This is a genomic window from Rhodococcus sp. NPDC003382 (genome assembly GCF_053589135.1).
Genome location: NZ_JBSFRH010000045.1, coordinates 1 through 16,383, shown reverse-complemented (window position 1 = coordinate 16,383; position 16,383 = coordinate 1). Strand labels below are relative to the sequence as shown.

15 protein-coding genes and 1 pseudogene are annotated in these 16,383 nt (G+C 63.1%); all 16 read left to right on the top strand.

Annotated features, from left to right (window positions below; all coding sequences use genetic code 11):
* Positions 1-56 precede the first annotated feature (56 nt).
* The 16 genes and pseudogenes from ACWDUD_RS24430 to ACWDUD_RS24355 all read left to right on the top strand — a co-directional run bounded on the left by ACWDUD_RS24430 (position 57) and on the right by ACWDUD_RS24355 (position 16,188).
* Positions 57-1,550: an aldehyde dehydrogenase family protein gene (locus ACWDUD_RS24430; RefSeq protein ID WP_450110956.1), complete on the top strand. Its 1,494-nt coding sequence runs from the start codon at positions 57-59 to the stop codon at positions 1,548-1,550.
* Positions 1,547-2,644, top strand: coding sequence for an NAD(P)-dependent alcohol dehydrogenase (locus ACWDUD_RS24425; protein ID WP_450110955.1), 1,098 nt, complete (start codon positions 1,547-1,549; stop codon positions 2,642-2,644). Before ACWDUD_RS24430 ends, ACWDUD_RS24425 begins: the two co-directional genes overlap by 4 nt.
* Positions 2,645-3,639: 995 nt before the next feature.
* Positions 3,640-4,209, top strand: a complete 570-nt coding sequence (locus tag ACWDUD_RS24420) for a DUF4334 domain-containing protein (protein ID WP_450110954.1) — start codon at positions 3,640-3,642, stop codon at positions 4,207-4,209.
* A gap of 266 nt (positions 4,210-4,475) precedes the next feature.
* Positions 4,476-5,528, top strand: coding sequence for an ABC transporter ATP-binding protein (locus tag ACWDUD_RS24415; RefSeq protein WP_450110953.1), 1,053 nt, complete (start codon positions 4,476-4,478; stop codon positions 5,526-5,528).
* Positions 5,529-5,660: 132 nt separating this feature from the next.
* Positions 5,661-6,527, top strand: coding sequence for an MlaE family ABC transporter permease (locus ACWDUD_RS24410; protein ID WP_450110952.1), 867 nt, complete (start codon positions 5,661-5,663; stop codon positions 6,525-6,527).
* Positions 6,527-7,402 (top strand): MlaE family ABC transporter permease, encoded by an 876-nt coding sequence (locus ACWDUD_RS24405; RefSeq protein WP_450110951.1) that lies wholly within the window; start codon positions 6,527-6,529, stop codon positions 7,400-7,402. The genes ACWDUD_RS24410 and ACWDUD_RS24405 overlap by 1 nt, the downstream gene beginning before the upstream one ends.
* A 10-nt stretch (positions 7,403-7,412) precedes the next feature.
* Complete coding sequence (locus ACWDUD_RS24400) at positions 7,413-8,495, top strand: Mce family protein (protein WP_450110950.1); 1,083 nt, start codon at positions 7,413-7,415, stop codon at positions 8,493-8,495.
* Between the two features lie 62 nt (positions 8,496-8,557).
* Entirely contained in the window at positions 8,558-9,493 is a 936-nt protein-coding gene (locus ACWDUD_RS24395) for an MlaD family protein (protein ID WP_450110949.1), read from the top strand.
* The gene (locus ACWDUD_RS24390) at positions 9,493-10,497 is read left to right on the top strand and encodes an MlaD family protein (RefSeq protein ID WP_450110948.1); all 1,005 of its coding nucleotides are present in this window, start codon (positions 9,493-9,495) and stop codon (positions 10,495-10,497) included. The genes ACWDUD_RS24395 and ACWDUD_RS24390 overlap by 1 nt, the downstream gene beginning before the upstream one ends.
* Positions 10,498-10,624: 127 nt before the next feature.
* Positions 10,625-11,656: an MlaD family protein gene (locus ACWDUD_RS24385; protein WP_450110947.1), complete on the top strand. Its 1,032-nt coding sequence runs from the start codon at positions 10,625-10,627 to the stop codon at positions 11,654-11,656.
* A pseudogene (locus ACWDUD_RS24380) lies at positions 11,653-11,973 on the top strand (MlaD family protein); the annotation flags it as partial. The gene ACWDUD_RS24385 and the pseudogene ACWDUD_RS24380, both read left to right, overlap by 4 nt.
* Before the next feature lie 108 nt (positions 11,974-12,081).
* Entirely contained in the window at positions 12,082-12,636 is a 555-nt protein-coding gene (locus tag ACWDUD_RS24375) for a hypothetical protein (RefSeq protein WP_450110984.1), read from the top strand.
* Positions 12,633-13,592, top strand: a complete 960-nt coding sequence (locus ACWDUD_RS24370) for an MlaD family protein (RefSeq protein WP_450110946.1) — start codon at positions 12,633-12,635, stop codon at positions 13,590-13,592. Before ACWDUD_RS24375 ends, ACWDUD_RS24370 begins: the two co-directional genes overlap by 4 nt.
* A gap of 41 nt (positions 13,593-13,633) precedes the next feature.
* Complete coding sequence (locus tag ACWDUD_RS24365; RefSeq protein WP_450110945.1) at positions 13,634-14,227, top strand: hypothetical protein; 594 nt, start codon at positions 13,634-13,636, stop codon at positions 14,225-14,227.
* Positions 14,228-14,397: 170 nt separating this feature from the next.
* Entirely contained in the window at positions 14,398-15,372 is a 975-nt protein-coding gene (locus ACWDUD_RS24360; protein WP_450110944.1) for an alpha/beta fold hydrolase, read from the top strand.
* Between the two features lie 24 nt (positions 15,373-15,396).
* Positions 15,397-16,188 (top strand): type 1 glutamine amidotransferase domain-containing protein, encoded by a 792-nt coding sequence (locus tag ACWDUD_RS24355; RefSeq protein WP_450110943.1) that lies wholly within the window; start codon positions 15,397-15,399, stop codon positions 16,186-16,188.
* Positions 16,189-16,383 lie beyond the last annotated feature (195 nt).

The following is a 16,383-nucleotide window of genomic DNA, read 5'->3' as shown; positions in this document are numbered from 1 at the left end:
GGTCGAGCAGTCACATGCTTGCAAGTGACCATCCGAACTCAGGAGGGCTGGACAGAATGCCCACAACCACTACCGCGCGGATGACGATTGATGGACGCCCGGTCGATAGCAGTGACCGCTTCGTCGTCGTCGATCCCGCGACGGAGGAACCCATCGCGTCGGCGCCCGATTGCGATCTCGACACGTTGAACGCTGCGGTCGCCGCTGCCGAGCGGGCATTTCTCACCTGGCGCCTCGACGATGACGTGCGCCGTGACGCCCTGCGCGCGGCGGCCCACGCCCTACTCAGCGAAGCAGACACCATCGCAGCGCTGCTGACGGCCGAGCAGGGCAAGCCGTTGGCCGGCTCCCACCTCGAGATCGGCGCGTCCGTCGCCTGGCTGAACTACTACGCGGACCTCGAGACGTCGGCGACCACGTTGCACGAATCCTCAGACAGCCTGGTCCGCGTCAGTCGACGACCGATTGGCGTGGTCGGCGCAATCACTCCGTGGAATTGGCCGCTGGTGTTGGCGACCTGGAAGATCGCTCCGGCCCTGCGTGCGGGGAACACGATGGTGCTCAAGCCTTCGCCGTTCACACCGTTGTCGACACTGAAGATGGTGGAGGTCTTGAACTCGGTGTTGCCGCCGGGGGTGCTGAATGCCATTTCCGGCCGAGACCCGCTCGGCGCCCGACTGGTGGAGCACCCTGGTGTGCGGAAGATCAGCTTTACGGGCTCGACCGCAACCGGTTCGAAGGTCGCTGCCGCGGCCGCCCAGCAGATCAAACGGGTGACGCTGGAACTCGGCGGTAATGATCCGGCGATCATCTTGCCGGATGCCGCACCCGAAGAGATCGCCGAGTCGATCTTCTGGAGTGCGTTCGAGAACAGCGGTCAGACCTGTGTCGCGATCAAGCGCGTCTATGTCCACGAGTCGATCCACGATGAGTTGGTCGAGCGGCTCGCACACCTGGCGTCGACGGTTCCGGTGGGCCCGGGATCCGAGCCGGGTGTGCGGTTGGGGCCGGTGAGCAATCGACCGCAGCTCGAGCGCGTCATCGAATTGCTGGAGGATGCGATGGCAGCAGGCGGTGTAGTGGTCGCCGGTGGGCAGCGCGAGCCGGGCCCGGGCTACTTCTTCCCCCCGACGATCGTCACCGGCGTCGACAACGGTGTCCGCCTGGTAGACGAAGAGCAGTTCGGGCCCGTGCTGCCGGTCATCAAGTATCACGATGTCGACGACGCGGTGGCCCGAGCCAATCGCACCTCGTTCGGTCTGGGGGCGTCGGTATGGACCTCCGACCCGGTGGCGGCAGAACCGATCGCAGAGCAGCTCGAAGCCGGAATGACCTGGATCAATCGGCATGCCGCGGTGACCCCTGACCAGCCCTTCAGCGGAGTGAAGTCCAGTGGTCTCGGTGTCGAGAACGGTCCGTGGGGTCTGGATGAGTTCACCGATGTCCATGTACTGAATCGCATAACTTTGGCGGCGGCCGAGCAACAGCGCATCGCCATGGCGACCGCGGCCCAGCAGGCCGCCGGCGACACGACAGGAGTTTCGGCATGAAGGCGATCGCTGCGGTCCTCCGCACCCCGGGTGGTCCGTTCGAGGTGGAAGAACTCAAGGTCGGCGAGCCCGGCCCAGGTGAGGCGATCGTCGACTTCGCGGCCACCGGCATCTGCCACACGGATCTGACCGCCGGTGCGGTTCTTCCCACTCTCGGGCCAATCGTGCTGGGCCACGAAGGGGCCGGAACCGTGACCGCCATCGGACCGGGCGTCGCCGAGGTCGCCGTCGGAGATCGGGTGGTGGCCAGCTTCTCCTCGTGCGGCAACTGCCCCTCATGTTTGTCCGGACGTCCCGCGTACTGCCGTGATTTCGTCGCGTCGAATGTCAGTACTGGACGTGCTGACGGGACGCAGGCCTTCACAGACGGCGACGGCAACTCGGTCGGCAGCCACTTCTTCGGGCAATCGAGCTTCGCCAGTCGGGCGGTGGTCAAAGTCCGCAATCTGGTGCCGATTCCCGACTACATTCCCCTCGAAATCGCGGGTGTCCTGGGTTGTTCGGTCCAGACCGGTGTCGGAGCCGTCATTCGTGCGTTACGTCCGGAACCGAACTCGTCGATCATCATCACCGGAACGGGAGCCGTCGGTTTGTCGGCCGTGATGGGGGCAGCGATTGCCGAGTGTTACCCCATCGTCGCGGTGGACACCTCGCCGGAGCGGCTCCAAGCTGCCAAGGAAATCGGGGCAACGCACACGCTCAACGGTGTTGCGCCGGACATCGAGGACGCGGCACGCGCTCTGGTTCCACAGGGCTTCGACTATGCCATCGACACCTCGGGAGTCGCCGCCGTGATTCGGCGTACGGTCTCGCTGCTGAGCACCAGCGGGACCTGCGGATTGATCGGCCTGGCGGATCAGGAGGTCACCTTCGGACTCGGCGACCTCCTCTTGGGCAGGACGGTCCGAGGCATCATCGAAGGCGATGCGGTGCCGGGAGACTTCGTGCCTCGGCTGATCGACCTGTGGCAGCGTGGCGAATTGCCGTTCGATTCCTTCCTCACTTCCTATCCGGTCGCTGAGATCAACACCGCGATAGCCGATCTGGCGAGCGCACGTACCACCAAGGCAGTGATCACCTTCCCGGCGCCGTGACAGGCAGGTGAATGAGGCAACGGCCACTCTGCGGCACCACGCCCGTGCGCTGACACCCCGAGGGTCGAAGACGAGGAGGGCGGCCGTGGCCACGAAGGAAGCCCGGGTGAGGTGATCACTAGTGACAAGGAAAGCTATGACAGACAGAGACACTCGCCGTCAGAACCGTCCCAGAGCTGGAGAAGAAACTGATCGTCCACGATTGACAGAGGACGATCTGAGGATCGTGCTCACGGTCCTCACAGGGCGGAAGAATGAGTAGTCGGGCCACCTGAAGTTCGTCGCACTTCGTGTCTCGGGGTGTCGCTGGCCCTCTGACGACTGCGAAGTTCTTCTCAATGATCGCCTCTCGACGAGGCCTAGGTCGGAAGTGTGGAGCATCCATATGGAGGGAGAAATTTACTCACGCTGCAACGGCAGTGTGTGATGTCGGCGTTTGCAGTGACTCACACGGGCTCAGGCCCGACTGATGCGATGTCAGTTCGACCAGTGCCGGACGTGGGTGGGTAAGAGCGTGTCTCATGGGACACGCGACATGATCGACAAGAGTCGAAACTCACTGGCCGTCAGATGAATCAGCACTCTACGACTGCCTGACAGTCACCCTCCTAAGCGCCTCGGCGCAGGATCATCAAGAACGTGGCTGCGGCCATCCCCAACGTGATGTATCGCTACCAGGCGGTGCGCCGTGCAGCTGGTAGCGGTCGAGTCCGGTGTTGTTCTCGGTGGCCTGGAATCACTCCTCGATCGCCCAGCGGTCTCCGATCACCTGCACCAGCTCGACAGTGACGCGTATCGACGATCTTCCGCGACCGTTTACGGCGATGCGAGTGGGTATAGACCATCGAACCTTCCCGTAACGTACGGGGTGCCAAGGGTCTCGGGTGGCGTCCGGCAGCAGAGTTTTCCGGGAAGACAATCTCTGACTGTGCAAGGCAATTACCTTGCAATACAATACAATTGATACGACATCATTCGATAGCTAGGAGTACGCGATGACGACCGAGTCGGGATCGACCCAAGCGGCCGTTGACACCCTCGAAAGACTTCGGTGGACCGCAAGCCTGGAAGAGGCTCTGGAATTCTTCGACTCTCTGCCCCCCGCAACGGTGGATCAAGTGCTCGGCGACTGGCACGGCTCGGGTTTGGAAACCGGAAACCCGTTGGACGGCCTGCTTGAAGCTATGAGCTGGCACGGCAAGCGGTTTCGTAGTCCGGATGACGTTGATCCTCTTGTGATGGAAGGCAAGGGTGACCAGTTCTGCGTGAATCCCCGCTTCGCTCCGCTGGGCGCGGCAATAAAGTGGCACACGCTTCTGCGGGTATCCGTTGTGCAGCGCATCGTGCGGAGATTCTTGCCGCTGCTGCGTACAACGAAGCCGGCAGCGCGGCTGCGGATGGTTGAGTACCGAGGTGTCGTGACTGCGACGATGTCATACGATGCCCTACCGGTTAACGACCATTTCCGGCTGATTGACAAGAACACGCTGCTCGGCGCGATGGATCTGCGCGGTATGGACGCTCCGTTCATGTTCATTCTGCATCGCGAAGCGGTCGCTCGTTGAACCGGTTTGCTCCTTCGGCGTTCAAGCTGCGCTCGTCACGACCTGTGTGATCGACGGGTTCCGGGTTCGAACTTGTTTCGCGAGGCTGGTTGTGGTTCTTGTCGGCGAAGCGGCGCTCGTGAGGGCTGCAGACGTCCGGGACTTGCTGTATATCGTTGAGTACGAAGCTCTTACGTTGGTAAGAGCGTGCAGACGTTATAGGTGCTCGTCAGCATCCACGTTCTCTGAATGCCTACCACCGCCATCGCAAGCACCGAGAGGAACTGATGGGTGTCGAAGTTTCCGTCGAGGGGCTGACCAAGTCCTTCGGCTCGCAACGTATCTGGCAGGACGTGACGTTGACGCTGCCGGCCGGTGAGGTGTCTGCGCTGCTCGGTCCGTCGGGTACCGGTAAGTCGGTGTTCCTCAAGTCGCTGATCGGTCTGCTGCGCCCCGAGGAGGGCTCGATCGTCATCGACGGCGCCGACATCCTGCAGTGCTCGAGCAAGGAACTCTACGAGATCCGCAAGTTGTTCGGGGTGCTGTTCCAGGACGGTGCGTTGTTCGGGTCGATGAACCTCTACGACAATGTGGCCTTCCCGTTGCGTGAGCACACCAAGAAGTCCGAGTCCGAGATCCGGCAGATCGTGATAAGCAAGCTCGAGCTCGTCGGTCTGCTCGGCGCCGAGGACAAGCTTCCGGGGGAGATCTCCGGTGGTATGCGCAAGCGCGCCGGTCTGGCGCGGGCGTTGGTGCTCGACCCGGAGATCATTCTGGTGGACGAGCCGGACTCGGGTCTCGATCCGGTGCGCACGACCTACATTTCGCAGACGTTGATCGATATCAACGCGGAGATCGATGCGACGATCCTGATCGTCTCGCACAACATCAATCTGGCGCGCACGGTGCCGGACAACATCGGGATGTTGTTCCGTCGGCAGTTGGTAATGTTCGGTCCTCGCGAAGTGCTGCTGACCTCGGATGAGCCGGTGGTCAAGCAGTTCCTCAACGGGACGATGATCGGCCCGATCGGCATGTCGGAGGAGAAGGACGAGGCGACGATGGCGCACGAGCAGGCGCTCGTCGAGGCCGGTCATCATGCCGGTGGTGTGGACGATATCGAGGGGATCGTGCCGCAGATGCAGGCGACTCCGGGGATGCCGGAGCGACAGGCGGTGGCGCGTCGGCAGGAGCGGGTGCGGTCGATCCTGCACACTCTGCCCCCGGCCGCCCAGAGCGCCATCCTCGAAGACCTTGAGCGCGTACCGGTTCCGTCCGCCTGCCACGCAGTCGCGGATTCCGAAGCGCCCATCGAAGTCGTTCCGGTGGTCTCGCAATAGTTCTCCTACCGCACGTCGCCGGTAACGGACTCGTGGACGAGCATCCGCCGGTCACGGACGATCAGAAAGGTGCAGACGAGTGGGAACTCGAAGTTGCAGGCTCGCGCCTCGGCATCCTGAGGTGATCGCGCGATGACCGCCGACGCAGTGCCCGCCTCTCCGGCGGCGGATTCCCGTCGTGAACTCGTGGTGCCGGCGGGACTCCGGCGATACCTGGTCGCGAGGCCTTTGGCCTCACTGGCCGCCATCGGACGCTCGGCGCGACTCGGAGGCAATGTTATCCGCTATGCCGTCACAGACACCATCGCGTGGCGACTGCCGGTGCGCGAGGTGGTCGAGCAGATGTGGGTGCTGCTCAAGGTTACCGCGCTTCCTGCTCTGCTCATGGCTGTACCGATCGGTGCCGAGGTCTCGGTGCAGGTGGGCGGCATCATGAATCAGGTCGGTGCCAACTCGCTCGCCGGTGCGGCCAGCGGTCTCGGTGTCGTGGGGCAGGGGGCACCGATGGCGGCAGGACTATTGATGAGTGGGGCCGCCGCCTCAGCTATTGCTTCCGACCTCGGTGCACGATCGATCCGCGAGGAGATCGAGGCGATCCGTGTGATGGGTATCGACCCGGTCCAGCGCCTGGTGATGCCGCGGTTCCTGGCCATGTTCGCCATCGCTCCGATGTTGTGCATCATCATCATCGCTGCGGGTGTCACTGCGGGTCTGACGATCTCGGCGAACGTCAATGACGTCGTGCCGGGAGGCTTCTGGCAGTCGTTCGGCGCCTTCGCCACCCCCACCGACCTGGCCTTCTCCGTCTTCAAGTCCGTCATCTTCGCGGCCATAGTCGTGTTGATCGCCGGTCTGCGAGGACTCGAGGCCAAGGGCGGTCCGACCGGTGTCGCGAATGCGGTCAACGCCTCCGTCGTCCTCAGCGTCTTCTGCATCTTCATCGTGAACCTCGTGGTAAGCCAGCTGCAGTTGATGTTCTTCCCGGTTCGGCTGGCGTGATGACGACGGGAACACCCACGCATCGCGGGAACACCGGGTCGGCACTGTCCCGTATCGGCACGAGATTCGTGAAGCGAATCCGGTCGGGAGTCGAGGAGGTCGGACAGGTTGTCCTGTTCACCGCCCGAACAGTCTACCTGTTGCCCAAGACGGTCAAGCACTACCGCAAGCAGACCCTGTCGACCATGAACAATATGGCCTGGGGCAACGGTTCGCTCGTCGTCGACGGCGGCGTGATCAGCCTGATGTTCTTCCTCGGCATCGCCGTCGGTGCCGTGGTCGCCACCCAGGCGTTCATGGCCTTCGACCTGCTCGGCTTCGGTGCTCTGACCGGTATCATCGGCTCCTTCGGCAACGTGCGTGTCATCGCCCCGATCATCACGGGCGTCGGTTTCGCGGCCCAGGCCGGCTGCCGCATGACTGCCGAGATCGGCGCCATGCGCATCTCCGAGGAGATCGACGCAACGGAATCGATCGGGCTGCAGGCGATCCCGTTCGTCGTGGGCCCCCGTCTGATCGGCAGCATGCTCGTGGTGTTGCCGGGTTATCTCATGGCTCTCGTCGTCGCCTTTGTCACTGGTGGGATCGTCGTGAAGACCTTCCATGGCCAGCCCAGCGGCACCTACGATCACTACTTCACCCAGTTCCTGTCCGTCCCGGATCTCGCGGCGTCGGTGGTGAAGACACTGATCTTCTGTGTGGTGGTCACGATGATCCATTGCTACTATGGATATTTCGCGTCCGGCGGACCGGCCGGTGTCGGCGCTGCTTCCGGACGAGCGATCCGTGCCAGCCTTGTCGCGATCGTCGTACTCAACTTCGTCATGACCGTCATCATCTGGGGCCTGAGCCCGGAACTCGTCTTCAAGGGATGAGGAACTCACCATGTCGAGAAGTCAGGACTTTCTCCGCGGCACGGCTGCAGAACAGTCCCGCCGACTGGTCGCCGCCGGTGCTGCAGCGATCCTGTGTGTCGGGGCGGCAGGCCTCGCCGCGGCCACGGTGTACCCGAAGATCACCGCTCCGAACGGAGTCGAACTCACAGTCAACATCCCCTATCTCGGTCCGGGTGTCGCCGAGGGCACCAAGGTAGTGCTGCACGGACAGACCATCGGGAAGGTGACCGGCCTCGCACGTACCCCGTCCGAGTCGGTCCAGATGAAGCTGGTGCTCGACAAGTCCCAGATCGACGGACTGACCGATTCTTTCGAGCTCGACTACCGTCCCGAGAACTACTTCGGTACCTCAGCGGTGAACATCCTCGCGCAATCCGGTGGCGCGCCGCTCGAATCGGGCGCGCAGCTGGAAAAGACACCCGAAGGTGACTACACGATGTCGACGATGATCGAGCAGGGATCGCTCACGATCGACGGCACCCTCACCGACGACATGATCTCCTCGCTCGACAAGACCGTCCACTACCTCGACGGTTTCACCCCCTGGATTGACACCGGCGTGTTTCTCGCCGATCGCGTCGCCGAGACCCAACAGGAGATGCCGAGCACCCTGCTTGCCCGCTTCAATGACATCCTCGAGGCCTTTCCCGACTTCGGCGATCAGGCGATCGAATCGCTCATGAGCCTCTTCTTCAGTCGGTATCACATACTTCCGGACGGTTCTGTCGGGGTCGACGACGAAGTGATCGATAGAGCTGACGCCGGTCTGACACTCGTATCCAACCAGTTGTTCGGCCAGGCAGGTGTATTGCTCGCCTCGCACGGTGAGGAACTGACCCCGCTCATCCAGACCGTCGTCGTGGCCTCCGACGTTCTCCCGCATCTGAACAGCGGCGGTCTGACGCCCGCCGCGGCACAGGACGTGGTGCGCCGACTCGACAACGCCTTCGTCGACACCCCTGACGGCAAGCGCCTGCGTCTGAGGGTGCTCGTCGACGTGCTGCCGGCGTTCACGGTTCCGCTCGGCCTCGGTGCAATCCCGGCCGCCACGACCGAAGGAGGCGGCCGGTGACCACACGTGCCAGTTACATCGCGCCGATCGTCACGCTCGTCGTCGCCGCCCTGATCTCCGCGGTGCTGTTCGGGCTGGTCATCAGTGCCATGCGCAGCCCGGTCAACGGGCCGACCCACAGCTTCACCGCCGAGTTCTCTGACGTATCGGGCCTGGGCGTCAACGGGGACATCCGCACCCGCGGTGTTCGCATCGGAAAGGTCGGCTCCATCGAACTGATCGAACGCGACGGCAAGACCATCGCGGAGGTCGAGTTCACAATGGAGGAACCCTACGAGTTGACCGATACCACGACGCTGGCGGTGAAGTACCAGAACCTCACCGGTGTGCGGTATATCGATGTGGACTTCAGGGACGGGTCCGGTACTCCCGTCGACCGTCTGCCGCTCGAGAGCACCAAGTCGTCGTTCGACATCACCTCGCTGTTCAACGGCTTGCAGCCGGTGCTGGCGACGATGAGCACCGAGGAAATCAACCGGTTCACCGAGAACGCCATTGCCCTGCTGCAGGGTGATGGTGGAGGACTGAAGCCGATGCTGGACGACGCGCAGCACCTGGCGGACCTCGCGTCGGACCGCGAGCAGGTCATCGCGACTCTCGTCGACAACCTGGCCCGTATCTCCGACAGCATGGGCGGCCGCTCGGGCAATGTCACCGACTTCATCACAGCTGTGCGTCAGCCCATCTCAAATGCACTGAATGTCCTCGATCAGTTCCACAGCACGGCGACTTACGGGCCGGAGTTCCTCACTCCCATCAAGCGCCTGTTAGACGCCTACGGTCTGGCGCCGGGCGCGGACGTCGACGCGATGGTGGCATCGGCGTTCGCCTCCCTCGAAGAAGCAGCCGAGGCGGTTCGTCTCCTGCCGCCGGCAGTGGCGGGTTTACAGGTGCCGATGAGTGCACCGGCGGGTGGATGCTCCAACGGCATCGCGCAGCTGCCAACCGATGTGCAGGTACTCCTGGATGGAAGCGAGGTCGTCGTATGCAATCCGTAGTGAACACGCCTCGCCGTCGCCGGCTCAACAAGGTTCTGTCCTTCTTCGACAACGACATTCGCATCGGCACCTTCGTCGCGATCGTCGTCGTACTCGCGCTCCTTGCCACCGCGGTTCTGTACATGCGTCCTCCGGGACGCACGACCGTGGCGTTCGAGACCATCGACGTCTCGGCGGTCTCCACCGGCCAGGACGTGCGTGTCGCGGGTGTGTCGGTGGGCAAGGTATTGAAGATGGAACTCGGCGACGACACCGTGAAGGTGTACATGGAGATCGAGGACGATCTGATGGTTGGAACCGAGTCACGAGTCGAGGTCAGGATGCTGACGCCGGTCGGTGGCTACGCCGTGACTCTGTTCCCCCTCGGCCGGACCCCATTAGGTAATGCGGTCATTCCCGCCAACCAGGTTTCGGTGCCGTACTCGATCGGCGACGTGCTCCAAGCCGCACCAAACGTCACCGACAACGTTGATGGCACGGGCATCGACGCGAACCTGATACAGGTCGCAGATGCCTTGCAGAAAAACCCTGGATCGATCGAGTCGATCATCTCCGGCATGTCCGCCGTCGCTCGGGTCATGGACGATCAGCGCCGGCAGGTCCACACCGTCGCGACTCTCGCGTCGGAATACCTGACGACCTTCAACGGCAGCCGGGAGATGGTGTTCGACGTCATCCGCGAGATCGAAATCGTCTTCCAGACCTACGACATCACTCAGGCCGGATTCAACGAGGCCTACCGACTTCTGGGACATATCCTGGTGACAGTAGCCCCGTTCGCCGACTACTACCTCGATCATCGGGATGCGCTGGAGAACGGGATCACGCAGGTCCGCTCGATGATCGAGGAGCTCAACGCGACCGTCGGACCGTCGATCGAAGCGCTGTCCGCCACCCGCGACCAACTCGCCCGATGGCTGACACCGGAGGGGATCATCGCTGTCGGCGGGGGCACCCTCATGGCCTCCGACATCTGCATCCCGGTACCCGGACGGCAGTGCTGACCCCATGATTGGCGAATCGAGAACTGCGATGCTGACAAGACTGGCAGGGCCGAGTGTGAAGAGGGCGAAGAGGCTGGCGACCGTCGCCGTGACCACCACCGTCCTCGTGGGCGTATGTGGTGCGGGAGTGACGTCCGCACAGCCCCTGAGGCGAGCCGCCGACACCGCAACCTACTGCGCGGAGATGCCCGACGCCGTCGGCCTGTACCCGGGGAACCCGGTGACCCAGATGGGCTTTCCGATCGGCAAGGTCGACTCCGTCGAACAGAGGGCCACCCACGTCGAGGTGCGCTTCACCGTCGACAACGGCCGTGTTTTTCCCGCGGACGTGAAGGCGGTGACACGGTCCAAGTCGATCCTCGCCGACCGCAGCCTCGAACTGGTGGGCAACTACGAATCCGGCCCGCAACTCGCCCCGGAGACGTGCATCGACCGCGACAACGGCTACACCCCGAAGACGATCTCCGAAGTCGTCGGATCCGCAGCCGACTTCATCGAGGCACTCGCGCCCGAGGCCGGCGACGAGACCATCGAGGCGGCGATCTCAGGACTGAACGAAGCGCTGCGCGGCCAGGGCGAGAACACCCGGCAGATGATGATTCACGCCGCGAACGCGATGGAGAACCCCGACGGATTCCTCGCTGACATCGGATCGTCGATCTCGAACATGGCACCGCTCACCGAAGACGCACTCGTCCATTGGCCAAACCTCAAAGGACTTTTCGACACGCTTCCGAGAGTCGCAGAAGGAAGTCTGGGGTTGTGGCCTGGCGCCGTGGACGTGTGCGTGGGATTGGCATCGGTAGTCGCATTGCTCTATGACATCCAAACCACCTACGGTGAGGAGATCTGGCCGTTCGTGCACGGGAGAGCCGTCGAAGCCATCAAACGTGCTGCGCAGCAATCTGGTTCGATAGGTGATCTAGTGTCCACGATCCCGTCGATGTCGAATGCGGTCTCCTCGCAGACACGCGCCGCCGGTGCACTCTCGGTCGAGTACATGCCCCCACAGATCACATTGAGCGACGATGAGGCCGCCCGGCTGTGCGAGGTGCTGGAGAGCGTGAGCCCGGGCAGCTGCAAGGGTGCCGGCGCAGGTGCGCGCGTCACACCCGAGGGTCTGATGAACCTGCTGAACCCGATCGGAACGGCGCGATGATTTCCCGCCGCTTCACACGTGCAGTCGCCGCACTGTCCATGCTCCTCGTCGTCCCGTCGTGCTCGCTGCGGCCGGAAGACCTTCCGTCCGTGCGTGGTGGTATCGGGGAGGGCTATGAGATCTCGGTCGAGTTCGCGTCTGTCATGAACCTGCCGTCCGGAGCGGACGTCATCATGGACGGCATGCGCGTCGGTGAGGTGCGCAACCTCGAAGTACAGGACGACAGCGTCGCTGTGTGTATCGGAATACGTTCCGACACCAAGGTTCCAGCGGACGTCCGTGCCATCGTGCGGCAGAACACTCTGCTCGGTGACACCTACGTGGCACTGTTGCGGAGCCCCGGCGGCAGGGCCGGCGAGTACCTGGGGGACGGAGCAACGGTACCGGTCGAGCGTACGACCTCACCGCCGCAGCTCGAGGACACCATGGCGATGCTCGCGACCTTCGTCAACGGAGGCAGCATCCGCAGGATCGAACAGGTAATGGCACGGGTCAACGCTGTCATGCCCGACATCGCCGAGATCGAACGGCTCGCCGGGACCGTTGCTGTCGACCTCGAGGACCTGGCACAACAAACCATCGAGATCGACCGGATGCTCGACGGCGTGAATTCCTCTGCGACAGCGTTGAACAACAATGCAGACTCTCTCCGAACGCTTTTCGACGAGTCGTCGAACCACTATTGGGACAGAATGCTCGCCGGCGTGGTCTCCCATGTCGGGCACATTCTGGCTTCCGTCGGCACCCTGTACGTCGGTGGCTACTGGTTGGTTCCGATGTTCGAGTCGTTGGCCGACACCACCGAGATTTCTCGTGGAGGCCCGTCGGCAACGGTGGAACTCTCGCACTTCCTGCGCACGACGCTGATCCCATTCGCGCAGAACCCGTCCGTCGACATCGTGTCGGTCGAGTCGGCCGACGGCGATCAGCTCGTGTCCGACGCCGAGAACATCCTTCGCATGTTGGGAGCTGTGCAGTGAACCGACGAACTGTACTGTCCGTCACGGGGATGGTGCTCATCGCGGCACTGTCCTTCGTCTACATGGGTCAGGCCGGACTGCAGACCGGACTCGGCGAGGACGCGTACACTGCCGAGGTCGAGGTGCCCGACACCAACGGCTTGGTCGTCGGATCCCGAGTGCTCATGCGAGGCATCGAGATCGGAGAGGTCGCCGACATCACCGCCTCGGCCGACGCCGTCCACGTGGCCTGGAAGTACGACCGCAACTCGCCGATCCCCGCCGACAGCACCATCCGTCTCGACAACCTCTCCGCCCTGGGCGAGCCCTTCCTCGCGGTGTGGCCGCAGTCGACCGCCGCGCAGTATCTCGAGGACGGTGCGGTGATCGACGACGATCAGGTCTACGTCCCGACGACCTTCGAGGAGCTGTCCGAGAAGCTGACGAACCTGCTCACGCAGGTCGAACCCGAAGGGGTCCGCGACATCTTCCGGACCCTCGACGTGGCCCTGCCCGACGACCCCCGGGTGCACGGGAACCTCTCGCGCTCTGGTGAACTCATGGCGGCGACGCTCACCCGGAATGCCGACACCTTCACCACGATCCTGCGAACCATCCAACCTCTCTTGATGGACAGCGTCACCGTTTCGACCGGCATGCACGCATCCGCACCCTGGTTGGTGGGGCTTCTCAGCGGTTTGACCGACCTGGCTGATGCTGTTCGCGACGTGCAGGATCAGGGGATGTTGAACGACGGCATCGAGTACGGTGCCAGCCCGTTCATCGGCGAACTGCAGAAGTTCCTCGACGCGACCGCGGCCGATCTCGAAGTGATCGGTGTGAATCTGCTGCCTGCCGTCTCGGAAGCGGCGAACAGTATTAGGGCCATGGACATCGGCACGTTGATAAACAACGTGCTCGCCTCCACCGAATCCGGCGACGCTCTCACCCTGAACGTCGAAATACCCGGCCCCTGACACGCACCCATCCGCTACCAGCACACGACCGGAGGAGGACGATGAAGTCGACACCCGAGGACATCACCGACACGCACGACCACGAGCACGACACGGTGCAGGATGCGACCCGCCGACGTCTGCCGATGCAGGGGATCGCCGTCGTCGGCGGTGTACTGCTGATCTCGGTGCTGGCAGTCGTCGGATGGCAGTGGAACGATGCACGGAACGAACGGGACGCCCTCCTGTCGGACGCGGCAGCGCGGGCGGAGGCCGAAGAGGTCGCCCTCGGCTACGCACGCGGTGCCGCAGAGATGGACTTTCGAGACCTCGGTTCGTGGCGGTCGCGATTGACATCGGGCACCACCCCGGAATTGACCGATCGTCTGGTCAAAGCCGCCACATCCATGGAACAGATCATTGTTCCTCTGCAGTGGACATCGACGGCCCTGCCCATCACCGCCAAGGCCGTGACAGGGCCCGATGGGACGTTCACGGTGGACTGCTTCGTAAGTGTTCGCACCACGAACGCGCAGGTCCCCGAAGGTATCGTCTCGACCGCGACGTACCGGCTCGGTATGGACAACCGTGACGGTTGGACGATCACCGAGATCAGCGGTATCGGGGCGGACACTTTGCCGGACGGGTCGCGGTAGACACGGATTATTCCGTGCGATAGTTCGCCTGATCGCACGCATGCTGGCGCCGCGACATCGCCGCCCGCACCCCCTCGCAGTGACGCATCACCCGTCGTGGTGACGGCGCGCCGCACCGAACCGTCACCACGACACCACCCCATGGTCGGTACCACGACAGGAGAGTCGACATGACCACCTTCACCACCAAGCCCCTTACCGTGCAGGCACCTGGACTGACGCTGGCCGGCGATCTGAGGATCGCCCCGGACGAGTATGGCGTGGCGATCCTCCTCCACGGGGGCGGGCAAACTCGCCACTCCTGGTCGCGCACGGCAACAACATTGCAGCGCCAAGGGTGGACTGCCCTAGCGCTCGATGCTCGCGGACATGGGGACAGTGGATGGGCGCCGGACGGGGACTACACCCTGGATCGGTTCGTCGACGACCTTTCCTGCGTCGTCGACGAACTCGATACCGAGCCCGTCCTTATCGGGGCATCGATGGGTGGAATCACCAGCCTCGTCGCCATCGGCGAAGGTGCAGTGCGTGCGCGCGGACTGGTCCTCGTCGACGTCGCTCCTCGAGTCGAACCGTCGGGTGTGAACCGGATTCGCGATTTCATGACCGCGCGGCAAGACGGGTTCGCCTCGCTCGAAGAGGTCGTCGACGCGATCGCCGCCTACAATCCGCATCGCCCTCGGCCCTCGAGCGTCGACGGAGTCCGCAAGAACGTCCGTCGCGGCGAGGACGGTCGGTGGCACTGGCATTGGGATCCTGCGTTTCTCGTTCCCGCTGACGAGCCGACCAGATCGGAACGTGAGCAGCGGCTGATCGCGGCGGCCCACAACATCGACGTCCCCACCCTCGTGGTCCGAGGCGGCAATTCGGACGTCGTCACCGCAGCGGGTACCGCGGAACTCCTCGAGATGGTCCCCGGAGCGAGAGAGGTGGTTGTCACCGGCGCAGGGCACATGATCGCCGGTGACGACAATGCTGTCTTTGCCGCATCGGTCATGGAGTTTCTCGACGAGACGGACAGGAAGCGCAATGCTCGCTGCGGTCCCCGGTGCACATACGAAGGCCATATCGCTGGGGTCGAGACGTCGCGTTCGGTCTGCGAGATCCCACAGCGCCTCCATCAACTGAACCCGCCGACCACCTAAAGACCGGCCTGATTAGGAGAACCTATGACCAACGATCAGCTCACTTTTCAGACCTATACCGCGCCGCACTACCAACCACGCAGAATCTTGATGATCGTCTCCAATCCGGCAGAGCTAAAGGGGTTCCCGGTCGGGTTCTTCGCCGAGGAACTCACGCGCGCCTACCTTCTGTTCATCGAAGCGGGGCATTCGGTAGACATCGCTTCACCGCTGGGCGGGAACACCCAGTTTGATGCGCACAGCGACCCCCGGACCCCGGGAACACCGTACGCCGACGACCTCATCAGCCTCGGCTTCATCAACCATCCCCAGTTCTCAGCTGCGATTGCCAACACCCAGCCGATCAAGGACGTCTCGGTCGCCGACTATGACGCGGTCTGGGTAGCCGGTGGTGGCGCACCGCTGATTACCTTCAAGGACGACGCCCCACTGCAGTCACTTGTCGCCAGCTTTTACGAATCCGGCAAGGTGACTTCCCTAATCTGTCACGGCTCGTCATTGTTGTTGTGGGCAAGGATGTCCGATGGCCACCTCGTTTCCGAAGGCAAGCGGTGGACCGGGTTCAGCGCCGCCGAAGAGGAAGCTGCGAACAAGGCGGTTGGGATGATCCTGAGCGACTACACCATTGAGGGTGAAGCCGCCAAGATTCCCGGCACCCACTTCATCTGCGGAGCACCCGATGAGGCATTCGCTGTTCGTGACGGGCATCTCATCACCGGGCAGCAGCAGTACAGCACCGCCATCACTGCCCAGTTGGTTCTCGAGACACTGGAACAGCGAGGAGATCTGGCCCTGAGGCCTGGGCTCTCATCTTGATTCCGACTGCATTGATCCGCTCCGGAAGCTGACTGGAGCGGATCAATGACCGCCGAGCAAGTGTCGAGTTCAGCGGCCTGTGGCGGTGCGCCGGAGTGCTCCTAGTGCCGCATCACGCAACGTTTGCCCTGTCGACGATCTCGCGTAGTTTCTCGTCGACTGCGTGCTTGTTCCGCCAGATGATGTAGCGACGAA